The sequence below is a fragment of the Arthrobacter sp. Soil_C_49 genome (assembly GCF_057656635.1).
The window spans coordinates 143,447-164,223 of the sequence record NZ_JBDGJZ010000009.1; the positions used below are offsets into that span (position 1 = coordinate 143,447).

17 protein-coding genes are annotated in these 20,777 nt (G+C 65.1%); 3 read left to right on the forward strand and 14 right to left on the reverse strand.

The annotated features are described in order from the left end of the window. The first annotated feature begins 92 nt into the window (after positions 1–92). Entirely contained in the window at positions 93–635 is a 543-nt protein-coding gene (locus tag AC3A4Z_RS15445) for a TOPRIM nucleotidyl transferase/hydrolase domain-containing protein (protein ID WP_498712552.1), read from the forward strand. A 22-nt stretch (positions 636–657) separates the two neighbouring features. Here AC3A4Z_RS15445 and AC3A4Z_RS15450 read toward each other — a convergent pair whose 3' ends face one another. Beyond that, a complete protein-coding gene (locus tag AC3A4Z_RS15450; protein WP_498712553.1) occupies positions 658–1,290 on the reverse strand; it encodes a cation efflux transmembrane domain-containing protein in 633 nt (210 codons plus the stop codon). A 156-nt stretch (positions 1,291–1,446) separates the two neighbouring features. Here AC3A4Z_RS15450 and AC3A4Z_RS15455 point away from each other — a divergent pair, with 156 nt between their 5' ends. Beyond that, positions 1,447–2,193 (forward strand): response regulator transcription factor, encoded by a 747-nt coding sequence (locus tag AC3A4Z_RS15455; protein WP_498712554.1) that lies wholly within the window; start codon positions 1,447–1,449, stop codon positions 2,191–2,193. Here the strand turns inward: AC3A4Z_RS15455 and AC3A4Z_RS15460 are convergent. From AC3A4Z_RS15460 to AC3A4Z_RS15475, 4 genes are read right to left on the reverse strand one after another with little or no spacing between them, the layout of a single operon-like run. Next, positions 2,190–2,954, reverse strand: a complete 765-nt coding sequence (locus AC3A4Z_RS15460) for an ABC transporter permease (RefSeq protein ID WP_498712555.1) — start codon at positions 2,952–2,954, stop codon at positions 2,190–2,192. The two genes, AC3A4Z_RS15455 and AC3A4Z_RS15460, sit on opposite strands and share 4 nt — an antisense overlap. Further along, positions 2,951–3,733 (reverse strand): ABC transporter ATP-binding protein, encoded by a 783-nt coding sequence (locus tag AC3A4Z_RS15465; RefSeq protein ID WP_498712556.1) that lies wholly within the window; start codon positions 3,731–3,733, stop codon positions 2,951–2,953. Before AC3A4Z_RS15465 ends, AC3A4Z_RS15460 begins: the two co-directional genes overlap by 4 nt. Further along, a complete protein-coding gene (locus AC3A4Z_RS15470; RefSeq protein WP_498712557.1) occupies positions 3,723–4,109 on the reverse strand; it encodes a DUF1048 domain-containing protein in 387 nt (128 codons plus the stop codon). The genes AC3A4Z_RS15465 and AC3A4Z_RS15470 overlap by 11 nt, the downstream gene beginning before the upstream one ends. A 2-nt stretch (positions 4,110–4,111) precedes the next feature. Continuing rightward, positions 4,112–4,459, reverse strand: coding sequence for a PadR family transcriptional regulator (locus tag AC3A4Z_RS15475; RefSeq protein WP_498712558.1), 348 nt, complete (start codon positions 4,457–4,459; stop codon positions 4,112–4,114). 195 nt (positions 4,460–4,654) lie between these two features. Between AC3A4Z_RS15475 and AC3A4Z_RS15480 the strand changes: the two genes are divergently transcribed. Then, on the forward strand, positions 4,655–6,625 hold the full coding sequence (locus tag AC3A4Z_RS15480; RefSeq protein ID WP_498712559.1) for an APC family permease: 1,971 nt from the start codon (positions 4,655–4,657) through the stop codon (positions 6,623–6,625). A 33-nt stretch (positions 6,626–6,658) separates the two neighbouring features. Here AC3A4Z_RS15480 and AC3A4Z_RS15485 read toward each other — a convergent pair whose 3' ends face one another. The 9 genes from AC3A4Z_RS15485 to AC3A4Z_RS15525 all read right to left on the reverse strand — a co-directional run bounded on the left by AC3A4Z_RS15485 (position 6,659) and on the right by AC3A4Z_RS15525 (position 20,763). Next, entirely contained in the window at positions 6,659–6,856 is a 198-nt protein-coding gene (locus tag AC3A4Z_RS15485) for a DUF2795 domain-containing protein (RefSeq protein WP_498712560.1), read from the reverse strand. A gap of 186 nt (positions 6,857–7,042) precedes the next feature. After that, positions 7,043–8,017, reverse strand: coding sequence for a hypothetical protein (locus AC3A4Z_RS15490; RefSeq protein ID WP_498712561.1), 975 nt, complete (start codon positions 8,015–8,017; stop codon positions 7,043–7,045). Positions 8,018–8,871: 854 nt separating this feature from the next. Then, the gene (locus AC3A4Z_RS15495) at positions 8,872–11,415 is read right to left on the reverse strand and encodes a caspase family protein (RefSeq protein WP_498712562.1); all 2,544 of its coding nucleotides are present in this window, start codon (positions 11,413–11,415) and stop codon (positions 8,872–8,874) included. Between the two features lie 20 nt (positions 11,416–11,435). Continuing rightward, the gene (locus AC3A4Z_RS15500) at positions 11,436–12,050 is read right to left on the reverse strand and encodes a M12 family metallopeptidase (RefSeq protein ID WP_498712563.1); all 615 of its coding nucleotides are present in this window, start codon (positions 12,048–12,050) and stop codon (positions 11,436–11,438) included. Between the two features lie 190 nt (positions 12,051–12,240). Then, the gene (locus AC3A4Z_RS15505) at positions 12,241–13,575 is read right to left on the reverse strand and encodes a hypothetical protein (RefSeq protein ID WP_498712564.1); all 1,335 of its coding nucleotides are present in this window, start codon (positions 13,573–13,575) and stop codon (positions 12,241–12,243) included. A gap of 37 nt (positions 13,576–13,612) precedes the next feature. Next, positions 13,613–15,574 (reverse strand): CHAT domain-containing protein, encoded by a 1,962-nt coding sequence (locus AC3A4Z_RS15510; RefSeq protein ID WP_498712565.1) that lies wholly within the window; start codon positions 15,572–15,574, stop codon positions 13,613–13,615. 46 nt (positions 15,575–15,620) lie between these two features. Then, the gene (locus AC3A4Z_RS15515; RefSeq protein ID WP_498712566.1) at positions 15,621–17,663 is read right to left on the reverse strand and encodes a DNA/RNA non-specific endonuclease; all 2,043 of its coding nucleotides are present in this window, start codon (positions 17,661–17,663) and stop codon (positions 15,621–15,623) included. 35 nt (positions 17,664–17,698) lie between these two features. Continuing rightward, positions 17,699–18,637: a M28 family metallopeptidase gene (locus AC3A4Z_RS15520; protein WP_498712567.1), complete on the reverse strand. Its 939-nt coding sequence runs from the start codon at positions 18,635–18,637 to the stop codon at positions 17,699–17,701. Between the two features lie 41 nt (positions 18,638–18,678). Continuing rightward, on the reverse strand, positions 18,679–20,763 hold the full coding sequence (locus AC3A4Z_RS15525; protein ID WP_498712568.1) for a M36 family metallopeptidase: 2,085 nt from the start codon (positions 20,761–20,763) through the stop codon (positions 18,679–18,681). Between the last annotated feature and the right edge of the window lie 14 nt (positions 20,764–20,777).

The following is a 20,777-nucleotide window of genomic DNA, read 5'->3' on the forward strand; positions in this document are numbered from 1 at the left end:
CTCACCTTGTGGAGGCAGGCCCGGCTCCTCTGAAGGGGCAGCCGGGCGCCCGGCCCAGTGCCGGCGTCGTCCGCGTTCGGCATACTGGTCCTATGCAGGCGACGACGGTGCTGGTCGAGGGCGAGAGCGACAGGATTGCTGTCGAGACGCTGGCCCACCGCGCTGGCCATGACCTGGCGTCCAAGCTGGTGACCGTGGTGCCGATGGGCGGCGCAACCAGCATCGTCCACTTCCTCAACCGCTACGGCCCTTACGGCGCAGGCCACCGGCTGCTCGGCCTGTGTGATGTGGGGGAGTCGCCGGGTATTGCCCGTGCGCTCGCGAAGTCAGGCATCGGATCCGGTCCGTTGGACGAGCTGGGGTTCCATGTGTGCGAGGCCGACCTGGAGGACGAACTCATCAGCTGCCTGGGGATTGATGCGGTCCTCAAGGTCATCGCAGCTCAAGGCGAGCTCGCGTCGTTCCGGGTCCTTCAACAGCAGCCGTCCCAGCGGGAGCAGCCCGTTTCAGCACAGCTGCGCCGGTTCTTGGCGGGGCGCAGCGGCAACAAGATCCGCTACGCCCGGCTGCTCGTCGAGGCCTTGCCGCCTGGACAGGCGCCCCCGCCGCTGGCCCGGCTTGTCGCATCCTTCTGAAAAAGTCCTGCGCGGGCACCTTTTAGTCGATTTCTTCCCCAGCCAACGCCTTGGCGGCCAGACGTTCTTCCTCAGCGACCTCCCAGACCTCTTTCGCCGCGCGGAGATTGAGGACAACGATAATCGTGCCAAGCACCAGATCGGGCCACCCGGAGGCCGTCCAGAGCGTCAGGACACCCATGGCAATGATGGCGAGATTGATCAGCACGTCGTTCCGGGCCGAGAGGAATGCCGCCCTGGCCATCGAGCTGCCGTGCTGGCGGAACCTGGCCAAGACGAGCGAACAAGCCAGGTTCACCGCCACTGCACCGCCGGCTGTTACTACCAGCGACAGGGGATCCGGCGGCTCCGGATTGCTGAATTTGCTGATGGCCTGCCACGCCGCCGCCAACGCTGGGACCAGGATGAAGACGGCCATGGCCTTCCCGGCAAGCGCCTGGCGGTGCAGCGACCAGCCCAGCGCCAGGAAGATCAACAGGTTGATCGCTGTGTCTTCGAGGAAGTCCACGCTGTCGGCAAACAGGGATACCGATCCAATGGCCAAGGCCACCGTGAACTCGACAAAGAAATAGGCCAGGTTGAGGCCTGCCACGATCAGGACCACCCGCTTGAGCCGCCTGCTTAGCTGCCCATGGGCGCCCTGGTCAGTATTCATCGTGGCTCTTTCTGCGGAAATCGGTGCTCTGTTCTGGACGATTAGGAACCATCATCTCTGATTGAACCCATCCAACTGCTCCGCTCCTCCGAATGCCATCTGGTTGTGCCTGCCAATCCGGCGGGCCGAAGAGTGCGCGAGAGGGATTAGTACCAGATGGGGGAGCGCGGTGTTGCCGTAGTAATCGAGGACGACGACGATACCAGGACCAGCCTGACCGCACTGCTGCAAACATCCGGCTTCGCCGTGCACGCCAGGTCCTCAGGCCTGGACGGCGTCGAGGCGGTCCGGAAGCACCAGCCGCGCCTTGTCATCGTGGACCTCGCGCTCGCTGATTTCGACGGCGTTGAAGCCTCCCGCCGGATCCGCCTCTTCAGCGACGCCTACCTCATCATCCTGGCCGCCGGGGCTGACGAGGCCGACGCCGTGATGGGTTTGACGGCCGGCGCTGACGATTACGTCCCCAAGCCCTTCCGGCCCGGGGAATTGCGGGCCCGGATCGCCGCCCTGCTCCGCCGGCCCCTGACGCTGCAGCCCGCGGGGGAGGTTCCCGAGGAAGAAGCCGCGCAACCCTTTCCCCAACCCGACTTCGCCCACAACGGGCTGACGCTCCACGAGGGCCTGCGCCGTGTTGCGGTTGACGGCTCGCCGGTGGAACTCACACAGACCCAGTTCGACGTTCTCCTGTGCCTTCTGAAGAACGGCCGGACCATCCAAACCAAGGCTGACCTTGTCCGGTGGCTGCGCAACGAGCCCTACAACACCGGCTCGTCCGTCAGCCTCCGGGAACTGCGTGCGGTGGAGGTGCACCTGAGCAACCTCCGCAAACGGCTTGGGGATAGCTCGCGGACACCCCGCTGGCTGGAAACCGTTCACGGCCTCGGATACCGGATGACGCCCTAGCTGATCTTGCGGCGGTAGATGGAAGTCGCGAAGGCGTAGGCGATGAGGAGGATTCCCGCGAGCCAGGCCAGGGTGATCCAGATGTCGCTGCCCACGGGTTCCTGGGCAAACAGGGCCCGGATGGTGTTCACGATGGACGTGACGGGCTGGTTCTCGGCGAACCAGGCCACCGGACCGGGCATCGAGCCGGTGGGCACAAACGCGGAGCTGATGAACGGCAGGAAGATGAGCGGATAGCTGAAGGCGCTGGCGCCGTCGACGCTCTTCGCGGAAAGCCCCGCGATCACCGCGATCCAGGTCAGTGCCAGGATGAACAGGACCAGGAGGCCGGCCACGCCGAGCCAGGCGGCCGGGGATGCGCCGGTGCGGAACCCCATCAGCAGGGCGACACCGATGACCACCGCCACTGACACCACATTCGCCGCCAGGGACGTGAGCACATGCGCCCAGAGCACGCTGGACCTCGCAATCGGCATCGACTGGAAGCGTTCGAAGATGCCGCCCTGCAGGTCCAGGAACAGGCGGTAGGCGGTGTAGGCGACGCCGGACGCGATGGTGATGAGCAGGATGCCGGGAAGCATGTAGTTGACGTAGGACTGGTTAGATCCGGTGTTGATGGCCCCGCCGAACACGTAAACGAACAGCAGCATCAGCGCGATGGGGGTGACCGCCGTCGTAATGATGGTGTCCGGGCTGCGCAGGATGTGGCGCAGGGAGCGGCTGGTGAGGACCCGGGTGTCGCCGAGGGCGTGCACGGTCATCGGAGTTCCTTTCCTGCAGGGACGGTGAGGGCCAGGAAGACGTCCTCGAGGGAGGGCTGCTTCTCCACGTACTCCACCTTGGCGGGCGGGAGCAGCCGCTTGAGTTCGGCGAGGGTACCGTTCTGGATGATGGTGCCCTCGTGCAGGATCGCGATCCGGTCGGCCAGCTGCTCGGCCTCGTCGAGGTACTGGGTGGTGAGCAGCGCCGTGGTGCCGCGGCTCGCGAGTTGCTTCACCGTCTGCCATACCTCGAGGCGCGCCTGGGGGTCGAGGCCGGTGGTGGGTTCGTCGAGGAAGATGACCGGCGGGTTGCCGATCAGGCTCATCGCGATGTCCAGCCGGCGCCGCATACCGCCGGAGTAGGTGGCGGCCTTGCGGTTCCCTGCCTCGGTGAGGGAGAAGCGGGAGAGGAGGTCGTCGGCGATCGCTGCCGGGTTTTTTAGGTGGCGGAGCCGGGCGATCAGGATGAGGTTTTCCCGGCCGGTGAGCACCTCGTCCACAGCGGCGAACTGGCCGGTCAGGCTGATCGACTCGCGGACGTCGTCGGGCCTTTCGGCAACATCGAAGCCGTTGACGGTGGCGGTGCCAGAGTCCGCTTTCAGCAACGTGGACAGGATCCGCACCAGGGTGGTTTTGCCCGCGCCGTTCGAGCCGAGCAGGGCGAAGATGCTGCCCGCCTTCACCTCGAAGTCGACGCCCCGCAGCACATGCAAGTCCTTGAACGACTTCTCAATGCCCTGCACCCGGATGGCGGGTTCCAGGGCCTGGTCAATGGCCATGCTCCGTCTCCTTTGCGGTGCGGCCGGTGGCGGCGTCGATGGCTTTTGTGAGGCGGGCGCGTTCCTTGTCGATCCAGCGCGTGCCGCCGTAGGCCTGGGTGAACGTCTCGGCGAACTCCACCGGGTCCTCGCCCACGATGTCGGCCACCGGGGTCCCGTCGACGGCGGCGCGTTCCCACAGGTCCGCAAAGTCGCCGAACATCCGGACCATGGTGTCGCCGTCGGTCACTCCGCCGTAGTACATGAAGTACCGCTCGAAGGCTTTGGCGGCGGTGCGGTGCGGCTCGGGGAGCGCCTCGACCCGGGCCTTGTACTGCTTGAACTGCTTCTTCTGCTCGAGTGAGCCGGTGATTGCTTCGATCCATTTTGCGGCCATGGTTACTTCTCTCCTTGTTCCTGCGGGTGCCCGGTGTGGAGGTGTTCGATGCGTTCGGCCAGGAAGCTCCACGACTTCCAGAACTCTTCGAGGTATCCGCTGCCCTGTGCGTTCAGCGAGTAGACCTTGCGCGGCGGCCCCTTCTCTGACGGGACCTTTTCGACGTCGACGAGGCCGCGCTGCTCGATCCTGACCAGCAGGGCGTAGATGGTGCCCTCGGCGATGTCGGTAAAGCCCTGGTCGCGCAGCCTGGCCGTGATCTCGTAGCCGTAGGCCGGATGGCCCGCGAGGATCGCCAGGACTATGCCCTCCAGCGTCCCCTTGAGCATCTCGGTCATTTGCTTGCCCATGGGACCTCCCCTCCTGCTACTTAGTGATGATGACTACCAGTACATAGTATCGCTGAATAGCGGCGGGTCAAGAGGGCTTCCAGGCGGGCGGCGTCAAGGAGTCGTTAAGAAAGCTCCGTTTCCCGGTTCCACGGTTTTCGCCGGTGCTAGCTTCGGCACTGAACGCGCTGCACTGCGCACCGCGGAAAGGATTTCATGACCACGTTGAGCAGGCCTCCGGCTGATCCATCCGCCCCCAGGCCGCACGGCACCTTCAGGAGCTGGCTGCTGTTCGGACTGCAGGACAGCAAGGGCACCCACCCCGGCCCCGGCGGGAGGACAACCCACCACGAGAAAAAGCATCCGTGGTGGCAGGTCATGTGCCTCACCGGCGTGGACTACTTCTCCACCCTCGGATACCAGCCGGCCATCGCAGCCCTCGCCGCGGGCGTCATCTCGCCACTTGCCACGCTGGTGCTGGTAGCCGTGACGTTGCTGGGTGCGCTGCCGGTGTACCGGCGGGTGGCAGGCGAAAGCCACCGCGGAGAAGGCTCCATCGCCATGCTGGAGCGCCTCCTGCCGCGCTGGGGCGGAAAGCTGTTCGTCCTGGTCCTGCTCGGGTTTGCCGCCACCGACTTCATGATTACCATGACCCTGTCCGCCGCGGACGCCAGTGCGCACCTCATCCAGAACCCGGTGGCACCCGGCTGGCTGCAGGGCCAGAACGTCCCCGTCACCCTCTTCCTGCTTGCGCTGCTGGCCGCGGTGTTCCTGCGGGGCTTCCGGGAGGCGATCGGCGTGGCCGTCGCCCTCGTGGTCCTTTACCTGGCCCTCAACGCCGTGGTCGTGGCGGTGACCCTCGCCCAGGTCTTCACTCATCCACTGGCCATGGGCGACTGGTGGACCAGCCTCTGGACGTCCCACGGCAACCCGTTGATGGCCGTTGCCATCGCCCTGCTGGTCTTCCCCAAACTCGCCCTGGGCCTCTCAGGGTTCGAGACCGGCGTCGCCGTGATGCCCCAGGTGCGGGGCGACGAAGGCGACACCGAGGAGAACCCTGCTGGCCGCATCCGGGGAACCCGGCGGATGCTCACCGCTGCCGCCGTGATCATGAGCGGCTTCCTGATCACCACCAGTTTCATCACCGTGGTGCTGATCCCGGAGCGGGAATTCCAGCCGGGCGGCCAGGCAAATGGACGAGCCCTGGCCTACCTAGCCCACGAATACCTCGGCGTCAGCTTTGGCAGTATCTACGACGCCAGCACCATCGCCATTCTGTGGTTCGCCGGGGCCTCCGCCATGGCAGGCCTGTTGAACCTGGTGCCCAGGTACCTGCCCCGGTACGGCATGGCTCCTGCCTGGGCCAAGGGCGTGCGGCCGCTGGTGCTGGTCTTCACCGTGGTCGGCTTCCTGATCACCTTCCTCTTCGATGCCGACGTCGACGCGCAGGGCGGCGCGTACGCCACCGGCGTCCTGGTACTGATGACCTCCGCAGCCGTCGCTGTCACCCTCTCGGCCCGCCGGCGTCGGCAGCCCAAACGCACCCTAGGCTTCGGCGCCATCGCTGTAGTCTTCACTTACACCACGGTGGCGAACATCTTTGAGCGGCCGGAGGGCATCCGGATCGCAGGAGTCTTTATCCTGGGCATCATCGCGATCTCCCTGCTCTCGCGGGTCCGCCGCTCCTTCGAACTGCACGCCACGCACGTCCACCTGGACCGGCCGGCGCTGGAGTTCATGTCCGATGCCCTTGAGGGCCCCATCGCGATCATCGCCCATGAACCGCTCCGGAAATCCCGGGAGGCCTACCGCCGCAAGCTCGCCAACGCCATCGAGGTCAGCCACCTCCCGCTCGCCCAGGAAGCCCTGTTCCTGGAGGTTGTGGTGGATGACTCTTCCGACTTTGAAACCGAACTCCACGTCCGCGGCGTGGTCCGGCACGGGTACAGGATCCTCGAAGTCCACGGGCCGGTGGTTGCCAACACCATCGCGTCGGTCCTGCTCCACATCCGGGACGTCACCGGGCTGATGCCGCATATCTACTTCCGCTGGACTGAAGGCAATCCCGTCACCAACCTGCTGCGGTTCCTGTTCCTGGGCGAAGGCGAAATCGCACCCGTCACGCGGGAGGTGCTGCGCGAGGCCGTCCCGGATGTGACCAAACGCCCGTGGGTGCATGTGGGATGAGGGGGCCTCGTGGTGCCTTCCGCGTTGACCTGTCTAGGAGTTGTCGGAAACTGCGGAGCTTACGGCCGTCGGGCTGTCGTATTCCTTGTCGGGGATGGCCTCGAGGGCCTGGATGACGTTGCTGCCGGCGCCCGAGTCTTTCGCCTTGGACAACAGCGCTTCTCGGCTGGCGGGATAGTCCACGCCGCCGAGGAACTTCTGGATCTGGATGGGGTTCGGAGTTTCAGCCATGATGTCGATTTCCCTTCTGGTATCAGCTCTGATGTCCGCGGCTCTTCTCCCGGCATGCGGAGCCGCCGCAGGTGTTCATCGTAGGCGCGGGCGTTTCGACGGGGAAGGGCGGCGCAGGCGTCGCGTTTGCGCTGCGCATATTCCCTTTCGACCCCCGGATAAAGGTCGCGCCGGGGAATGTGCGCGTCACTTTCGCATTTGCGCGTCGAGAATTGCGGAACGTGCACGACGGCGGGCCACCCCTCCCGCCGCCAGCTTGCGTTCCAGCGTCCCCGTCTCGATGAGGTCGGTCCAGTCCCACCGCACGACGTTGATCCCCATAGCGCGAATCCGGTTCTCACGCGCCTTTTCCGCCACAACGGCCTGGGACGCTGTCCGCCCCTTGAGGAGTTCGGGCTTGACGTACTTCTCCACGCCATCGAATTCGCCCACCACCCTGGACTCCTTCCAGTAGAAATCGGTGTAGCCCACCGTGCCGTCAGCGTCCGAAAGCTTCTGTTGGAGGACTGGAACCTCAAATCCGGCCACATGTATCAAACCGCGGCTCCACGACTCCCCGGGCGAACCGGAAGCCGGATCCGCGAATCTGAGCGCAGCCCGGATTCTCCGGCCGGCAGCCGCCGAATACATCGGTCCGATGCCCGCCTCCAGTTCGGCTTTGGTCAGGGCGGGCAGGTGCCGCATGTTGTCCGGGCGAAGCACATGGTCCAGGGGTGCAACCGCCTCGGCGAACGGCAGGAAGGCCGCCAGATCCAGGACAGTCCGGATGCGGTCGGTGACCAGGAGGCCCTCCCGCCGCGCCACCTGCAAACCCTCACGTGCACTGAAGTGGCGGCTGACCCCGGCACGCGACCGGCCGCCGTCGTTCTTCAACGTGAGCGCCTGGACCGGGTGGTGCAGCCCTATGGTGGGAATTCCCCAAACGCTGGCGGCGGACCGGCGGGCGAAAACCGTTGGCTTCTCGAACGTTTCCGCGGCGGCCTGGATCCGGAGCCGGTATTGCTCCCACGGCTTCAGCTCCCGCCAGGCCGGCCCGTCGGTATAGACGCCGTGGCGGACGCGCACCAACCGCCCGGCCTTGACGCTTTTGGCGAGCTCGTTGGGGGAGAATCCGTGCATCAGTCGGTCGCGGGACAACAAAAGCGGCGGAAGGTCTGTCATAAAGCCACGGTGCCCGGTGCAGGGCGGCTTCGGGAGGGGTGTGTGCCGCCATGTGGAGAACTGCTGGCGACGCGCATATTCCATCTCGAGGCGCAGGTTCCCCGGCACACCCGAAATATGGGATGCGCAACGGAATGTCCGCGTCGAAAGCGAATTTGCGCGTCGCCCAGCGAAGCGGCCAACGCGGGTGCTTGCTGTCTAGGGGAGTCGTCCATCCCGAAGGCCTGAATCATGACTTAGCGGGGCAACCTGTTGGCCGCTGATCGTCCTGAAGCGGGCTTCGTCGGTGAAGACGATCCGTAAGGTGCAGTTTTCAGCCACACCGGCCACGGAGGCAGGCCCCAATCCATCGTCAGGGGATTCTTCTCCGGGCATGTGCTGGGGAGTGGGGGATGCCGGCCGGGCAGTTGCCGCACCAGGGCCGGGCCAGGTCCGGACAAAGAGATCGACGGCGGCTGTGGCCGGGGCAGGGCCAGACGGATCACGCGCGAAGGGCCACCAAGTTCCGGGTCCCTGGCGAATGCGAATGCCCGCAATGAATTGATGCGGGGGCAGAACCACCCGCGCAGTGGGTACGGCGGCAGGCATTCCGGTAAGGACGTCCACCGGCGTTCCGGTGCGGCCGTGCGCCAGCAGTGCAACCTCTGCGGCCGCACCGCGGGAATTCCCCAGAAGCGCAATCCAGAATGCCTCGCTTGCCGGGGAGGGCACGTGAAGCCGCGCAGACCCCGAGACGTGAATCGGCAGGGCGCCATGGCTGGAGGGCAAGGCGGACAAGGAACCGGTTGCGGGGTACGGGTAACGCTGGAAAGAGACTGACAGGCCCTCGCCGATCTCATATTCGTACACGGGGCCTACTGCCCCGGTTCGCCGGAGACCGTCCCGCGCCATATACTCTCTGCTGCGACAGCAGGTATGCCGAGCCGTCGCGCGTCCTCCCGCAGTTCCTCCGGCATAGCGGCCGGGGGCCGACCGGCGGGGTTCGGCATGGCGGCCGGTGGCCGGCGTCCGCTGGATCCCTTGCTTCGCGGTCTGTGCGCTGCCTTCCACTGGTCAAGTTGTTGCGCGTGTGCTGAGCGGCTGGCCTCGTCGGTGGCCCAGGCGAAATACGGGCCAATGCTACGGTTGGCGTGAACCCGCGACCAAAGGCTTGCGGGAACAAGATCAGGTTTGTCGTAACTGGCCTCGACGATGATTTGCCAACTGCGGCTGAACATGGGGGCCGCGGTGAAGGGCTTGTCCGGACGCGCAGCGGGATCAGGGGACCGCAAGGCCAGAGCCTCGACGTCGGGATGCCAGGTCCGGACCAGCCCCCGAAGCCTTGCAACGGCGGCAGCGAAAACCTCGTCCAGTGCCGGGTCTGGTTCAGTGGCACTGTCCATGGCCATGAGCAGCAGGTGTCCGCCGATGATCCCGGCAATCGGGTCATCAAACTCCTCCAGCAGCAGCTTTTGCAGCTTGGTGCCCCGTGCACCACCGAGCAGGTTGCGCCCTTGTGCGAAGGCAATCCTCGCGGCTTCGATGACAGCATCCTGCCCAGCCTGCGGGAGCTCCCGGTCATCCGTCGAGGCCAGGGCGTACAACTCCTGGACGGCTTCCTGCCCGGATGTCTCCGGCTTCTTCCAGATGTCACGCATGAAGATGGCGGCATCGCCTGTTGGCACCAGCCTGTTGATTTTCGACTGCCCGGAAACCGGTGTCGGACGCTTGATGGCCAGCTGTGTCAGCCAGCTGGGCGCAGCAACGATGCTTGCTTCCAGTTGCCCGCCGGAGGGCGGCGTGATCCGCAGAAAGTAAACGCCGGGCTCGACGTTCTTTTCCCATACGGCCACGCGGTCCACTGGAGACTTGTCGTCAAAGCTGCACTCCGCAGCCATGTGCGCGAGAAGCTTTCCATCAAACTGGAAGATATCGAGCCCCTGCATCGGGTGCAACGACGGCGCCCGGACACCTGTCAGCGGCTCCTCCGTCCAATACCGCGAGAGAACCGAGATTTGGGCACTGCCGGCTCTCCGGTCCGCGAACATCCCCCTGCCTGCCGCGGCCTCAGCAAACGGCCAGACGTGGGACTCGTGCGTGAAGGCGCTTCCCGGGATGGGGGCGGGGGACGGCAGTGCGCGCGCCGCCATGCTGTCCCGGGCCGTATCCCAATCGAGGACGAGGATTTCCTCCTTTATGGTTCCTATTTCGCGTCCGATCTGGGTTCGCACTTTGTAGACCCCGGGGACGTCGCGCTCGTGCAGTTCTCCGGTAGACGTGTACCTCTTTGTGAAGGTGTGGTCCAGGACCGTGATGGTGGCGGCCGCATTCTGTGCCACAACGTCCAGCATGAACTGCCCCTCACCGGTCGGTTCGATGACGGCGCTGCCTCGATCACTGACAGCACACGTCACGCTCCCGGTCCCCGTCACCTGGAAGCCGTGGCGCAGTCCGGCCGCAGTGACCTCCGCCACGTAGAGGCCCCGAACCAATTCGCCGGTCCATTCCGCGCCCGTCAGGAGTGCCTCGACAACGGGCTTATGGGGACTTCCCGTCCAGACCTTGAGCAGTTCTCCGGCCGCGGCTGCAGGAAAGGTGAGGCGCACGGGGTACGTTGGCCGAGCCGGGAAACGCGCGAAGAGGATATCCCCACCCAAGCGCACGGAGGCCTGCAAATCAACGGTGTTGGCTGCCCTTACGGGCTCGGGGAGAAACTCAGGCATCACGGTGTGCAGGAAATTCTTCAGGCCGTCAGCTGTGACCAGCCCCCGATAATCTGCGGCGCCGCCGCGTAAGCCCTGAAGCAGGGTCCAGGTGAACACGCCGTGCACCAGGCCGTCGGCCATCTGGCCTTCGATGGCGCTCTTGGTTTCGGCTGCCGTAGCGACGAATTCCGCTCCCGGGTCTCCGGTCCCAATTTGCGGGCGCATATTGATGGGACGGACGGGGATGGACTGCTGGTAATTCATGCAGCAGTCCATCCACAGGACAAGTTCTTTGAACCGTTGGGCCGTGCGGAACCATTTCAGCCAGCCATGGGCGTAGACGTAGGACATGCTGACCTGGGTTGCTTCGGCGGTGAATAGCGCTCCCTCCTGGCTGACGGGGGAGAATCCGTGCCCGGAGAAGTACAGGTACAGCCTGCGTCCTGTTGCGTTGCGGGTTTGCGCCTCCACCCACCGCAGTGCGCGCTCCACTTCAGCTTCGGCCGGTTGCGGATCGAACGGATCCGGCGGGACGTAGTCAATGGACCTGATGACCTTGACGTTGCCTGGTTGCAGGCCGCCACCACCCGGGTCCAGCAACCAGTCCACTATCGCCGTGGCGTCATTGTTGGGTCCGTCCAGGTCCGAGGCTATGCCCGCGGCGGAAAGTTCCGGGTATTGCGCCACACCAACGACGACGGCGTAGTCTTCCATGATTCGCTCCCGCCTTCACATCACCACGGGTACGCGGTTCGGATGAAGTCCTTGTCCGTGGTGGATAGTTCCTTGTTGAGATCGGCAGAGAACCCGTCCGTGGTCCACGAGGCGGGAATCGGGTACATCATGATCGAGTCAGGGTCGGTGGAGGTGGTGTCCACCTCGGACTTGTCGTAGGTCTTGAAAATGTTGTTCTCGATCACCTCCGGGGTCCAGGAGTTGGGAGGCTTCGAAAGGTCTGCGATGACGGCGGCCTTGTTCCAGGCGATCGGTTTGTCCGGATTTTGATGCTCGTGGATCAGGCCCAGCGCATGGCCGAACTCGTGCAGCACCACACGCCGGAGTTCGTCATCTGTTGAGTCCGGCGTCAGCCAGCCATAGTTCATGGTGGGGTCTGCGGCGGGAATTTGCTGCGCTTCGGTGCCCAGATAGGACCAGGAGCCGTTGCCCTGGTCGAAGGCAATGCGTATATCGGCTGTGGCGCCATCCACGAAGTTCAACTGCAGCCGTGCCATCTGGGGTCCGGTCCATTCCTGCGCAACATCCTGGACGCGCCGTTGAAGGTCACCATCTCCACCCAGGAAACCTACCTTGATGGTGGCGCCTTCGGGCCACTTTGCTTCGTTCAGCACCGCCGCTCTTTCTTTGCTGGCATGGGCCGGTGCTGACGGAATTGAGCAGTAATGACTTTGGTTCTTCTCGGCCATCTCTTTCTCCTTTGTGCCTGTTGTTGCCGGCATCCAGTGACGCGTCACCCATTCGTACGCCGTTTGGCGTTATTGGGCCGTTACTGCCGCGTTACGGCGGCGGTGCAAGGGTGCGTCACGTTCCGGCGAGTGCGGCCTGCCATGCAAGCGACGCAACGGCAGGGTGGGAAATGTCGCTGTGTGCCCCGCCGGGTCCACTGACCCTGTTGATCACCGTGGACGCATCGATGTTGTAGACCACCCCGGAATGCAGGTGGTAGTCGGTGCCCTCATCGCCTATCTGACGATCAACAGCGTCCCGTACACCCTGTATACCGAAGGCGCCCAGGCCGCCATAGCGGGGAAGGTCCCCGAGGAGGACCTGGCCGGCAATTCCGGCGCCGAGGGGATAGAAGCGCCCCACCGCGTAGTCGAACGTGGACCGGGTTGTCACAATGGGGCCGCGTACCAGCTCTTCCCGCACAATGCGGTGGAAGTGCCCGGGCTCAACCTCGTCCGGCACGGCGCGGGCGTAGGCCCAGAGGGACAGGGCACCCTGCACCAGGAACAGCGAATCCACCGGCCGCACGGCAGGTGACCCGTCGGCGCCTGCCACCGCTGCACTGACCACGATGCATCCGAAGCTGTGTCCCATCAGGTGGAAGCGCACGTTCTGGTCTGCTGCGTCCTGAAGTTGGCGCAGCAGGTTCGCGGCGCCGGTCTCCCCGAACGTCAGGGCTCGGGCCTTCATCACCCAGAATGACAGCTGGCGGAACGGTGCGAGAATTGCGTCCTTCAGCCGGCTCGATGAGGTACCACCGAGGAGGCCTGAGGCGGCATCAGTGTCTTCGAGCGCCTGCTGGAACACCTTCTCGGCGTCCCAGGCCCCAGCGGCGGCGTGGTCATCATCCGGTAGCTCACCGACATGCAGTTCGCGGAACAGCGTCTGGTACGCGGCCTGCAGGTGGGCGGTCAGGTGTCCATCCGCGCCGGAATCGGCGGCGGCTTCAAAGATGGTGCGGAGGGCGGCCCGTGCGTCGGGTGTGTCGGTGAGGATGCCGGCGTACCTGTCCACGGCATCGTCCACGGTGATGGCGTCCGACGGCGGCGCTTCAGCTCCCAGCAATCCGTCACCTCCGGCAGCTACTATCGCGTCATTGCCCCACGCCTTGCTCGGCCAGTGCAATCCAACGATGAGGGGACGGAAGGGGCGTCCGATATCGGCTGGCCTGGTATCCCTGGTGGTGGACACCCAGGCGTCGTACTGCGCCATCGCACCATCGGCATCGGAGTTCCAACCGTGGCTGAGGAGGAAAACGTCAGTGATGCCGGCTTCAGGGGACTCCAGCTCAGTGCGTACGGCCTGGCTCGCCAACATGTTTGAGTCTTCGGGGATTTCAGTGCCGTGTTTGTCGTAGCGGATGAGGTGGTACGCCAGGTCCGGCCTGTCCGGGATGTGCCTGATGACCATGGGGTGTCCTTCCTGTGCGTTGCTAGGGGATGCGGGTTCAGTGACCTGCTCGGCTCGTGGCCGGGTGGACCCGGGTATCGCCGTCGCAGTGGATGCCATAGATCAGGCCCAGCGGGTTGCCGTGCTGCTGGAAGAAGTCGCGCCGCATCCGGAGGAAAACCTCGCCGAGGGAGGCCCCGTCCAGGAACTGGTCGAAGAATGACGTGGCCCATTCCGCAGCAAAGAGGGCAGGTATCTTGCACTCGGTTCCGATGACGCCGCGGGCACCTTTTGCCATGAAGTAGGGCACGAACCCGTCGTAGAAAAGAGGCGAGAGTTCTGCTGATTCACAGGCGTTGATGAACACCAGCGGGCTGCCGGCAAGTTGCACGGTGGTGGGCGCTTCCAGGTTCAGGTCCCCCAGCGTGATGCGTTCATCGCCGGAGAGCACCAGGCAGGAGGCGTCCGGGCCGTCACCAGTCAGGCCTGCCGCCACCGCGTGGCAGAACACATAAAGAATCTGGTCCGGGGTAGCTCCGTCTTTGAGCGCATCAACCAGCTCGTCGCGTCTTGTGCGGCTCACCAGGTTGACGGGCGGGGTGAAGTCGGCAGCGGTGCCCCAGTACGATACCTGTCGGGCCACGAAATCGGCGTGCATCTGCTCGTCGATGCTCTCGTTGAAGTTCACGCTCACGGACAACCCGCCCGGCCCGTTGTCGATCAGGCCGTTGAGGGTGGTCATCGCTGTTTGAAGCGGGATTTGCTCGATGATGTGGCTCATGCCCAGGAACCGCCGCCAATCCGTTCCGCCGGCTGTCCACTCGTCGTCGATATAAAGAAGTCCCCAGGGCACCGGAAAGTTGCGGGTCAAAAGTTGGATCTTTAGTACCTCGTCCGTGCCGCTGGTTTGTTGGCGCAGCCAGTCGCCGAGGCGCCGGGCGTCCGCGCCCCCGGCCGGGTGGTAGAAGATCTTCTGGTAGAGGCGGAATCCTTCCTTGGCGAGGATACGCAGGGCGCCGTCGCGGTCCTCGGGCGGAATGTCCAGCCGGGTACGGAAGTTCTGTTTTCCCACGACGTCCAGAAGTGCACGCCGCACCTGATCGATTGCGGAGGCAAGTTCCTGCTGCTCGATAGGCAGGAAGACACGCGCCGCCGTCGCCCCCCACGCGGTGCAGTTGTACCCTCCGCCGGGTGCCGGTTCGATGGCGAAACCGATGTCGCGTGGCTGCAGGGACGCGGCATCCGTTATGGGCCGCCCCTGCGACGACGTACGGGGCTGGTCGGCAACCGACCCTACGTCGATGGTGATGGTCAGCTGCTGAAGGAAGTTCCCTGCGTGATGCACGGTGGCCACCAGGCCGTGCCGGCCGGCCGTGCGCGGAACGATGTGGAATGTGGCCTTGCCGCCCGCCGCACCTCGGCGGAAGCGCAGGGGCAGGCTCCGTTCGCGGACCTCAAAGTGGTCGCTGTCGAGCTGTACCGTGAGGGTCAGTTCGTCAGTTCCCGGGGGAAACAGGAGGTTGACCGGGGCGCCGCTGGCAATGACCGTGTTTCTTGCCGCCTGGTCGAGGCTGATCGCCAGGGCGTACGTTCCGCCCACCTGCAGGGGCTGGGCTGCGTCGGCGTCTTCGAGTTCGGCGTTGAGCCAGGCTTGCGCCGCGTTCGACGGCGGCAGCGGGGCTAAGGCGTCGGAGCTTGCCTCCGCCGGAACTGCTTCAGCCTCGATGTCGCCGCTGTAGCGGGGCGGCACCTTGCGCAGGACCCAGTTTACGAGGCGTTCCGCTAAGCCGGCATCCTGCCTTATGGCCTCTGCAAGCGCCGTGGCAAACGCCTTGAGTAGTCCCGCGTCGGCGGGGTTTCGCTGGAGTTCCGCAAACGCCGTGGCCAGCAGGCTGTCTTCCTGCGCTGCCCCCTCGATGACGGCACGCAGGTAGGTGCTGGAGGCATTGCCTAGAAGTTCCTGCCGCAGGTTCTCGGCGGCCAGCCAAGCCAGTTGCTCGGTGGTTAGTTGGGCGTTCATGCGTTCAGCTTTCGCCGTCCGGATCAGGGAAACCCGGTGCCGGTCCCTAGCGGGCCACGAACCGGATCTGTCGGAGATCCGTCAGCTCGGTGGCAAGGCCTTCGATGTCTTCGAAGGGGTCCAAGGCGGTGAGTGCCCCGAACGAGAGGCCCGCGCGTTGTTCGATGGAGGCAATGGATCGCTGGGCAGTTTTATGCTTGCCGAACACAAATTCCTCTTCCCGAAGGAAATCCTGCTGGGACATGGTGTAGCCGGTGGCGCAGAGTTGGCCCGTCCCGTCATGGATGAACGCGATGACCTTCCAGAATTCGGTGGGAATCCGCACGCCGAACCGGACCGGGTCCTCCACCGCCAGGAATGGACCGGTGAAGACGGAAATCCGCATGTCATCCTTGCGTGCGTTCTGCAGCGCGTAATTTTCGAGCTCAAGCCAGACTCCGCCATTGAACGGCTGCATCTGGGGCACGGCGTTGGTGACGTGCATGGAGTCCGCGTTTGCTTTCGACGCGGAAGCCGGGGGCCCCCATACCGGGTCTTCCCGCCGTGTCATGTGTCCCCGCGAGAATTTAGGTTCCGCGCCGTAGCACTCCTTCTGGATCTGTGCTTCCAGTGGGATGCGCGGATCCGTGCGCCAGCCCGTGCGGGGCAGTGAGACGGACTGGAGCCCGTCGATGTTGACGGCACTGAACAGGCACAACCGGCGGCTGCGGCTCATCATCACGGAGAAGTGTTCGTACCGGAGCACGTCCTCTGTTCTTCCGTTGACGGTGAAGGTCAGGACATCCTCCCGCCGCGTCGTCAGCGACGGCAGGGGCACGGGAGTCCCCAGGAAAGCCTCCTCGTAGCCCAGCCGGTCGTTGTAGTCCGCGGCAACTGCCTCCGTGAATACATCCTCGTCCCCGGCGTTGGCCGGCGAAACCGCCCGGCCGCGCTGGTCTTCGCCCTCGGCGTAGGGGGTCCCGGCCTCTACTGTCACCCGCAGTGGAACCACGAAGGAGAATTTCGCTTCCGTGCGGGGGCCCGGTGACGCCGGGTGGGCTGTGGGCGCCGGACTGTCCGGAACCTGCTGATCAACGGGAACCGGCCGGCGTCGGCCATTCAAAACGTTGTCCAGGCGCTCCGCCACGACGGGACCCGGTACCGCGAAGTTGCTTTGGAGGAACCGGCCCGCGAAGTGCAGGCCCACCGCCTCGCCTGTGGCGAGCGACAGCACCACTGACCCGGAGTTGCCGCCAAGGGTCGAACAGTCATGGCGGACGGACGCAGGATCGGACCCGATCAATTGTCCGGGCGCCAGCCGCTTTTTGTTGTAGACGTTCCCGAAGATTTCATCCATCAGTTGTTGATCCGGGATCCGGCTGTCGCGGGCCGGATACCCGATCACCGCGACCATTTCATCCTCGGCTGCATTGCCGGCCAGCCTGATCGGCGCGGCCAGAGCGTTTCCCCTGTTCGGTGTGACGGCGATGAACGCCAGGTCCGGTCCGGACGAATCCTCGATGTGCAGGATGCGGTTCAGCCGGAAAGTCCGCTCCCTGGTGCTGCCGATCTCTTCGAGGAAGTCGATCGACGCGCTCATCGGGCTGCCGCCAAGGCCTTGTTTGAACGAGAATACCGTGCCGTCGTGGCGCCCGAATTCGGCCGCCACGTGCCGGTTCGTCACCACCACATCGGGCCTCACGAGCCAGCCAGTGCCGAGCCATGCCAGGCTGTGCCCCTCAACCTCGATCCGGCCCACGGCCCGGGCGGCAGCCTCCAGGTGCTCTGCGGCGTCCCGCAGCCGGGATTCCCAAACGCTGCTTTCGGGATCGGAGAACACGAGTTGCGCCTCATCATCCATCACCGCCAGCACCGGCCGCCCGGTCCGCAACACGATGGTCTCCTGCGCGAACTCAAACCTGCCCACTGTCTGCCCGGCAATTTCCAGTTGCGGGCCACGGCCCGGCTGGGCCAGTTCAAGGTCACCCGCGGCCCCTCCTGGAACGGACGGGGTGGCCGCACGGCGTTCGAGCATTTCCTCGCCCAACTGGCCATCCCGGCTTTCTATCCGGGCGTTGGCGGCCCGCAGGCGCCCGATGAGGTCCTCCATGTGCTTGCCTTTCGATCGATGTCAGGACGGAGCCGTCACACTGAGGCACCAAGCCCGGACGCCACGGCAGCGGTGTTCATCCGGAGGATACTTACTGCCACAGACAATTCCAGTCCCTCGAGGGTGTCCCGGACGGTGTGCTCATCGGTGTTCAACTGGTCCTCGCCTTCGATGGTCAGCACGGCAGGAAGGCCGGCGTTGATGAAGGACACGTGGTCAGAGGCGAAGGGCTCGAGCGAGACGAACACTTCCAGATCGGAAGTGTCATGGGCGGCCTGTGCCAGTGCGTCGATGACGTGTTGGGAAACGGTGGCGCCCTCAAGCAGCACTGATGGTGCTGCAGTGTTGCGCCGGCTGATCATGTCCATGTTGACGGCCATGCTGATCCTCGACTTTTCGGCGGCAGGCAGGCCTGCGACGTGGACGCGGCTCCCGTGCAGCCCTTGTTCCTCGCCGCCGAACAAGACCAGGCGGAGGTCGTCCCGCGCTGTGGTGGCGGCCAACAGGCGGGCAATTTCCAGGACTCCGGCTGCGCCCGAGGCGTTGTCATCTGCCCCGGGTGCTGGTGCGTTGGTTCCGCCGGCCTCGTTGATCGAGTCCAGATGCGCGACGACGTACACCAGCCGCCGTTCATCTGCGGGGGCGGTGCCGGGCTTCTCGGCAATGACGTTGAGGGTCTGGCGCCCGCCGAAGGAGACCGGCTCTTCCCGGGTGGCGTAGCCAAGCGCAGTAAGCCGTTCACCAACCCTTTGTGCCGCGTCGCGGTAGGACGGCGAGAACGAATGGCGGGTGGGGTGGGCGGTGAGCTCTTTGAGTACCTCAAGGTAGGTGTCGGCGGAGACGCCGTCGGCCAGGGTCGTCGTCGCAGTTTCTGCGCGGCGGAGCGGGGCCCGCTCTGTCCGCGGCAGCAGGACCGGCCGCGGCCGCCCTGCCGCCTGGCCGCGGCAACCTGAAGTGGGCACCTGTGCATTCATGGCTCTCCCCGTTGGGCAGTATTACAAGCTGTGTGGGACTGCTAGTTCTCCGGTGCGGCAAAGCTTTCAGTGACCCCGGTCAGATCGGTCGAGTTCTGGGCGGGCGCAACCGCCCCCACTCCCATTCCGCGTTTGGCGAAGCCTGCCCATATCTCGGGGAGGTCGTCGGGATTGAGGGCGGCGGCCGCGGAGATGATCCCGTCGCGGGCGTGCAGGAAGGTGGGGCGGGACGGCGTCAATTTGAGGCCGCCCACAACATCCAGCAGAACCAGCCGTTCCGCTTCTTCGTGCCCGTGCTTCGCCACCAGGTTCACAAAAACCTCCCAGAGCGCTGCGCACCAGATCTCGCCGGCGTTGTGTACAGCACTGTTCGGCCCGCCGGCATTGGGACTGATGGGCGGGCCCACCGGGAGCATCTGTCCGGCGCTGATATGGCGGAAGGTCAACGGGTTCTTGGACATGTCTGCGCTGTAGGGGTACCGCCGGATGGAGTAGTAGTAGTTGTCGTTGAAGGTGGGCGTGAGGTCAGTCCAGCCGCCTACCGGGAAGACCCCGGCAACGAAGTCGTCCGCCGGCTCGGACGTCATGCTGACGGCGAAGAAATCGCCCCAACCCTCGCCCATGGCGCGGCCTTGCTGGTTGGTCAGGCCGGTGGCGTTCCCCACCAGCCGGTTGGTGATGTAATGGCCCATCTCATGGAAAGTGATCAGCGCCTCGTGGTTGCTGGTGCGGGTGGGCTTGTCCGGCTGCGGACCGAGGAACTCGTACATCTGCATCCTGGGGCTGGCCCCGTCTGCAGGGGTGGACATGTTCGCGTTGTCAGTGCCGCTGAAGTCGTTGCCTTCCGCCAGGATGGGGTCTCCGCCGGCCCCGCCGCGGCCGAAGTTATCGGCCTGAGCGTTGCCGGCCGCCTCGTCAAAGCCGGCCTCATACCAGCGGTCGTGGAGCCAGTTCACATGGAAGAACATTCCTACGAGGCTGTTCTGCAGATTTGTTGCCTCACTGGCATCCCGGGAGTGGTCGTAGGTGTAGTCGAAGGTCCCTGGTGCGGTGATCTTTCCCAACACATCACCTGTCCCCAGCCCTGTGGGTCCCTGCAGGTCCGCGTAGGCCACGCAGTTGTTCCCCCGTGTTGTCGTAGCATCCGGCGGGAGCCAGGGATCCCGGCCCGGCAGGCTCTCGAGCTGGACCAGGCGTTCCTCAACGGGGTCCGCCTGGAAACCGTCAGGTATCCCCGTGGGATGGGGGGAGCCGGGGGCCGGGCCGTCGTGCGGCCGGAACAGCGTGCCGCCGGTGTTGTGCACCCGGTAGGTGAACGGTGCGCTCTCGCTGGACAGGTTCTTTCGGTAGAGGACGTAGGGGGTGTCCACCGCGTCGATGACGTAGCTGAACGCGGGAAAACCGGCGATCCACAGCTCTACGTAGTGGCCTGTTGCGAACTGCTGGTTTCCCAGCGGGAACATCACGTCCTTGACCCTCGCGGGCCGCTCGAACCTGGGCCGTCGATCGTTGTCGGCGGCCCTGAACTCGTAGGACTGGTACGGCCCGTCCTCGGGCTGCGTTTCGGCGGCCACGAAGTCAGCTGCCTGGTAGATCACCCGGGTGAGGTCGAACGCCGCCCGGGCGATCGCGTCCTCCCGTGTCCGCCCCTGTGACCTGCGGGACTCCCGCATCGCGGCCCCGACGCCCGGGAAGAACTGGCCAGCGAGGGAGATCACGCCGTTCCCCTCATCCAGTGCAACTGTCATTTCGGAATCGAATACGTCCACGCCGTCCATGCTCTGGTACAACTGCGCCGTCTTGAGGCCGGTGCGGCTGACCGAGCGCACCTGCACACTGGAGGCGTCTTCTTCTGCCATGTTCCAGACGCCGCGCCTGCGGTGGATGAACTGCCGCGCCGCTTCGGCCGGGTCCTCGGGCCCCGGTTCCGACAACCTGCCGGCGGGCTGCCGGCTAATCACCCGGTTGGGGAGTCCTGTGGTTTCGTCCTCCTCGATGATCAAGTCCGGTACGTCGGCAGCGAACTCCTCCCGCCCGTCGGCAGGCGCCTCGGCGGCCGGCAGGTCGGCGCTGCGTGCAGCCTGAACGCCGCGGTCGTAGAGGGCGTGGTAATCGTCCGGGATCATGGTCCACCTCCATC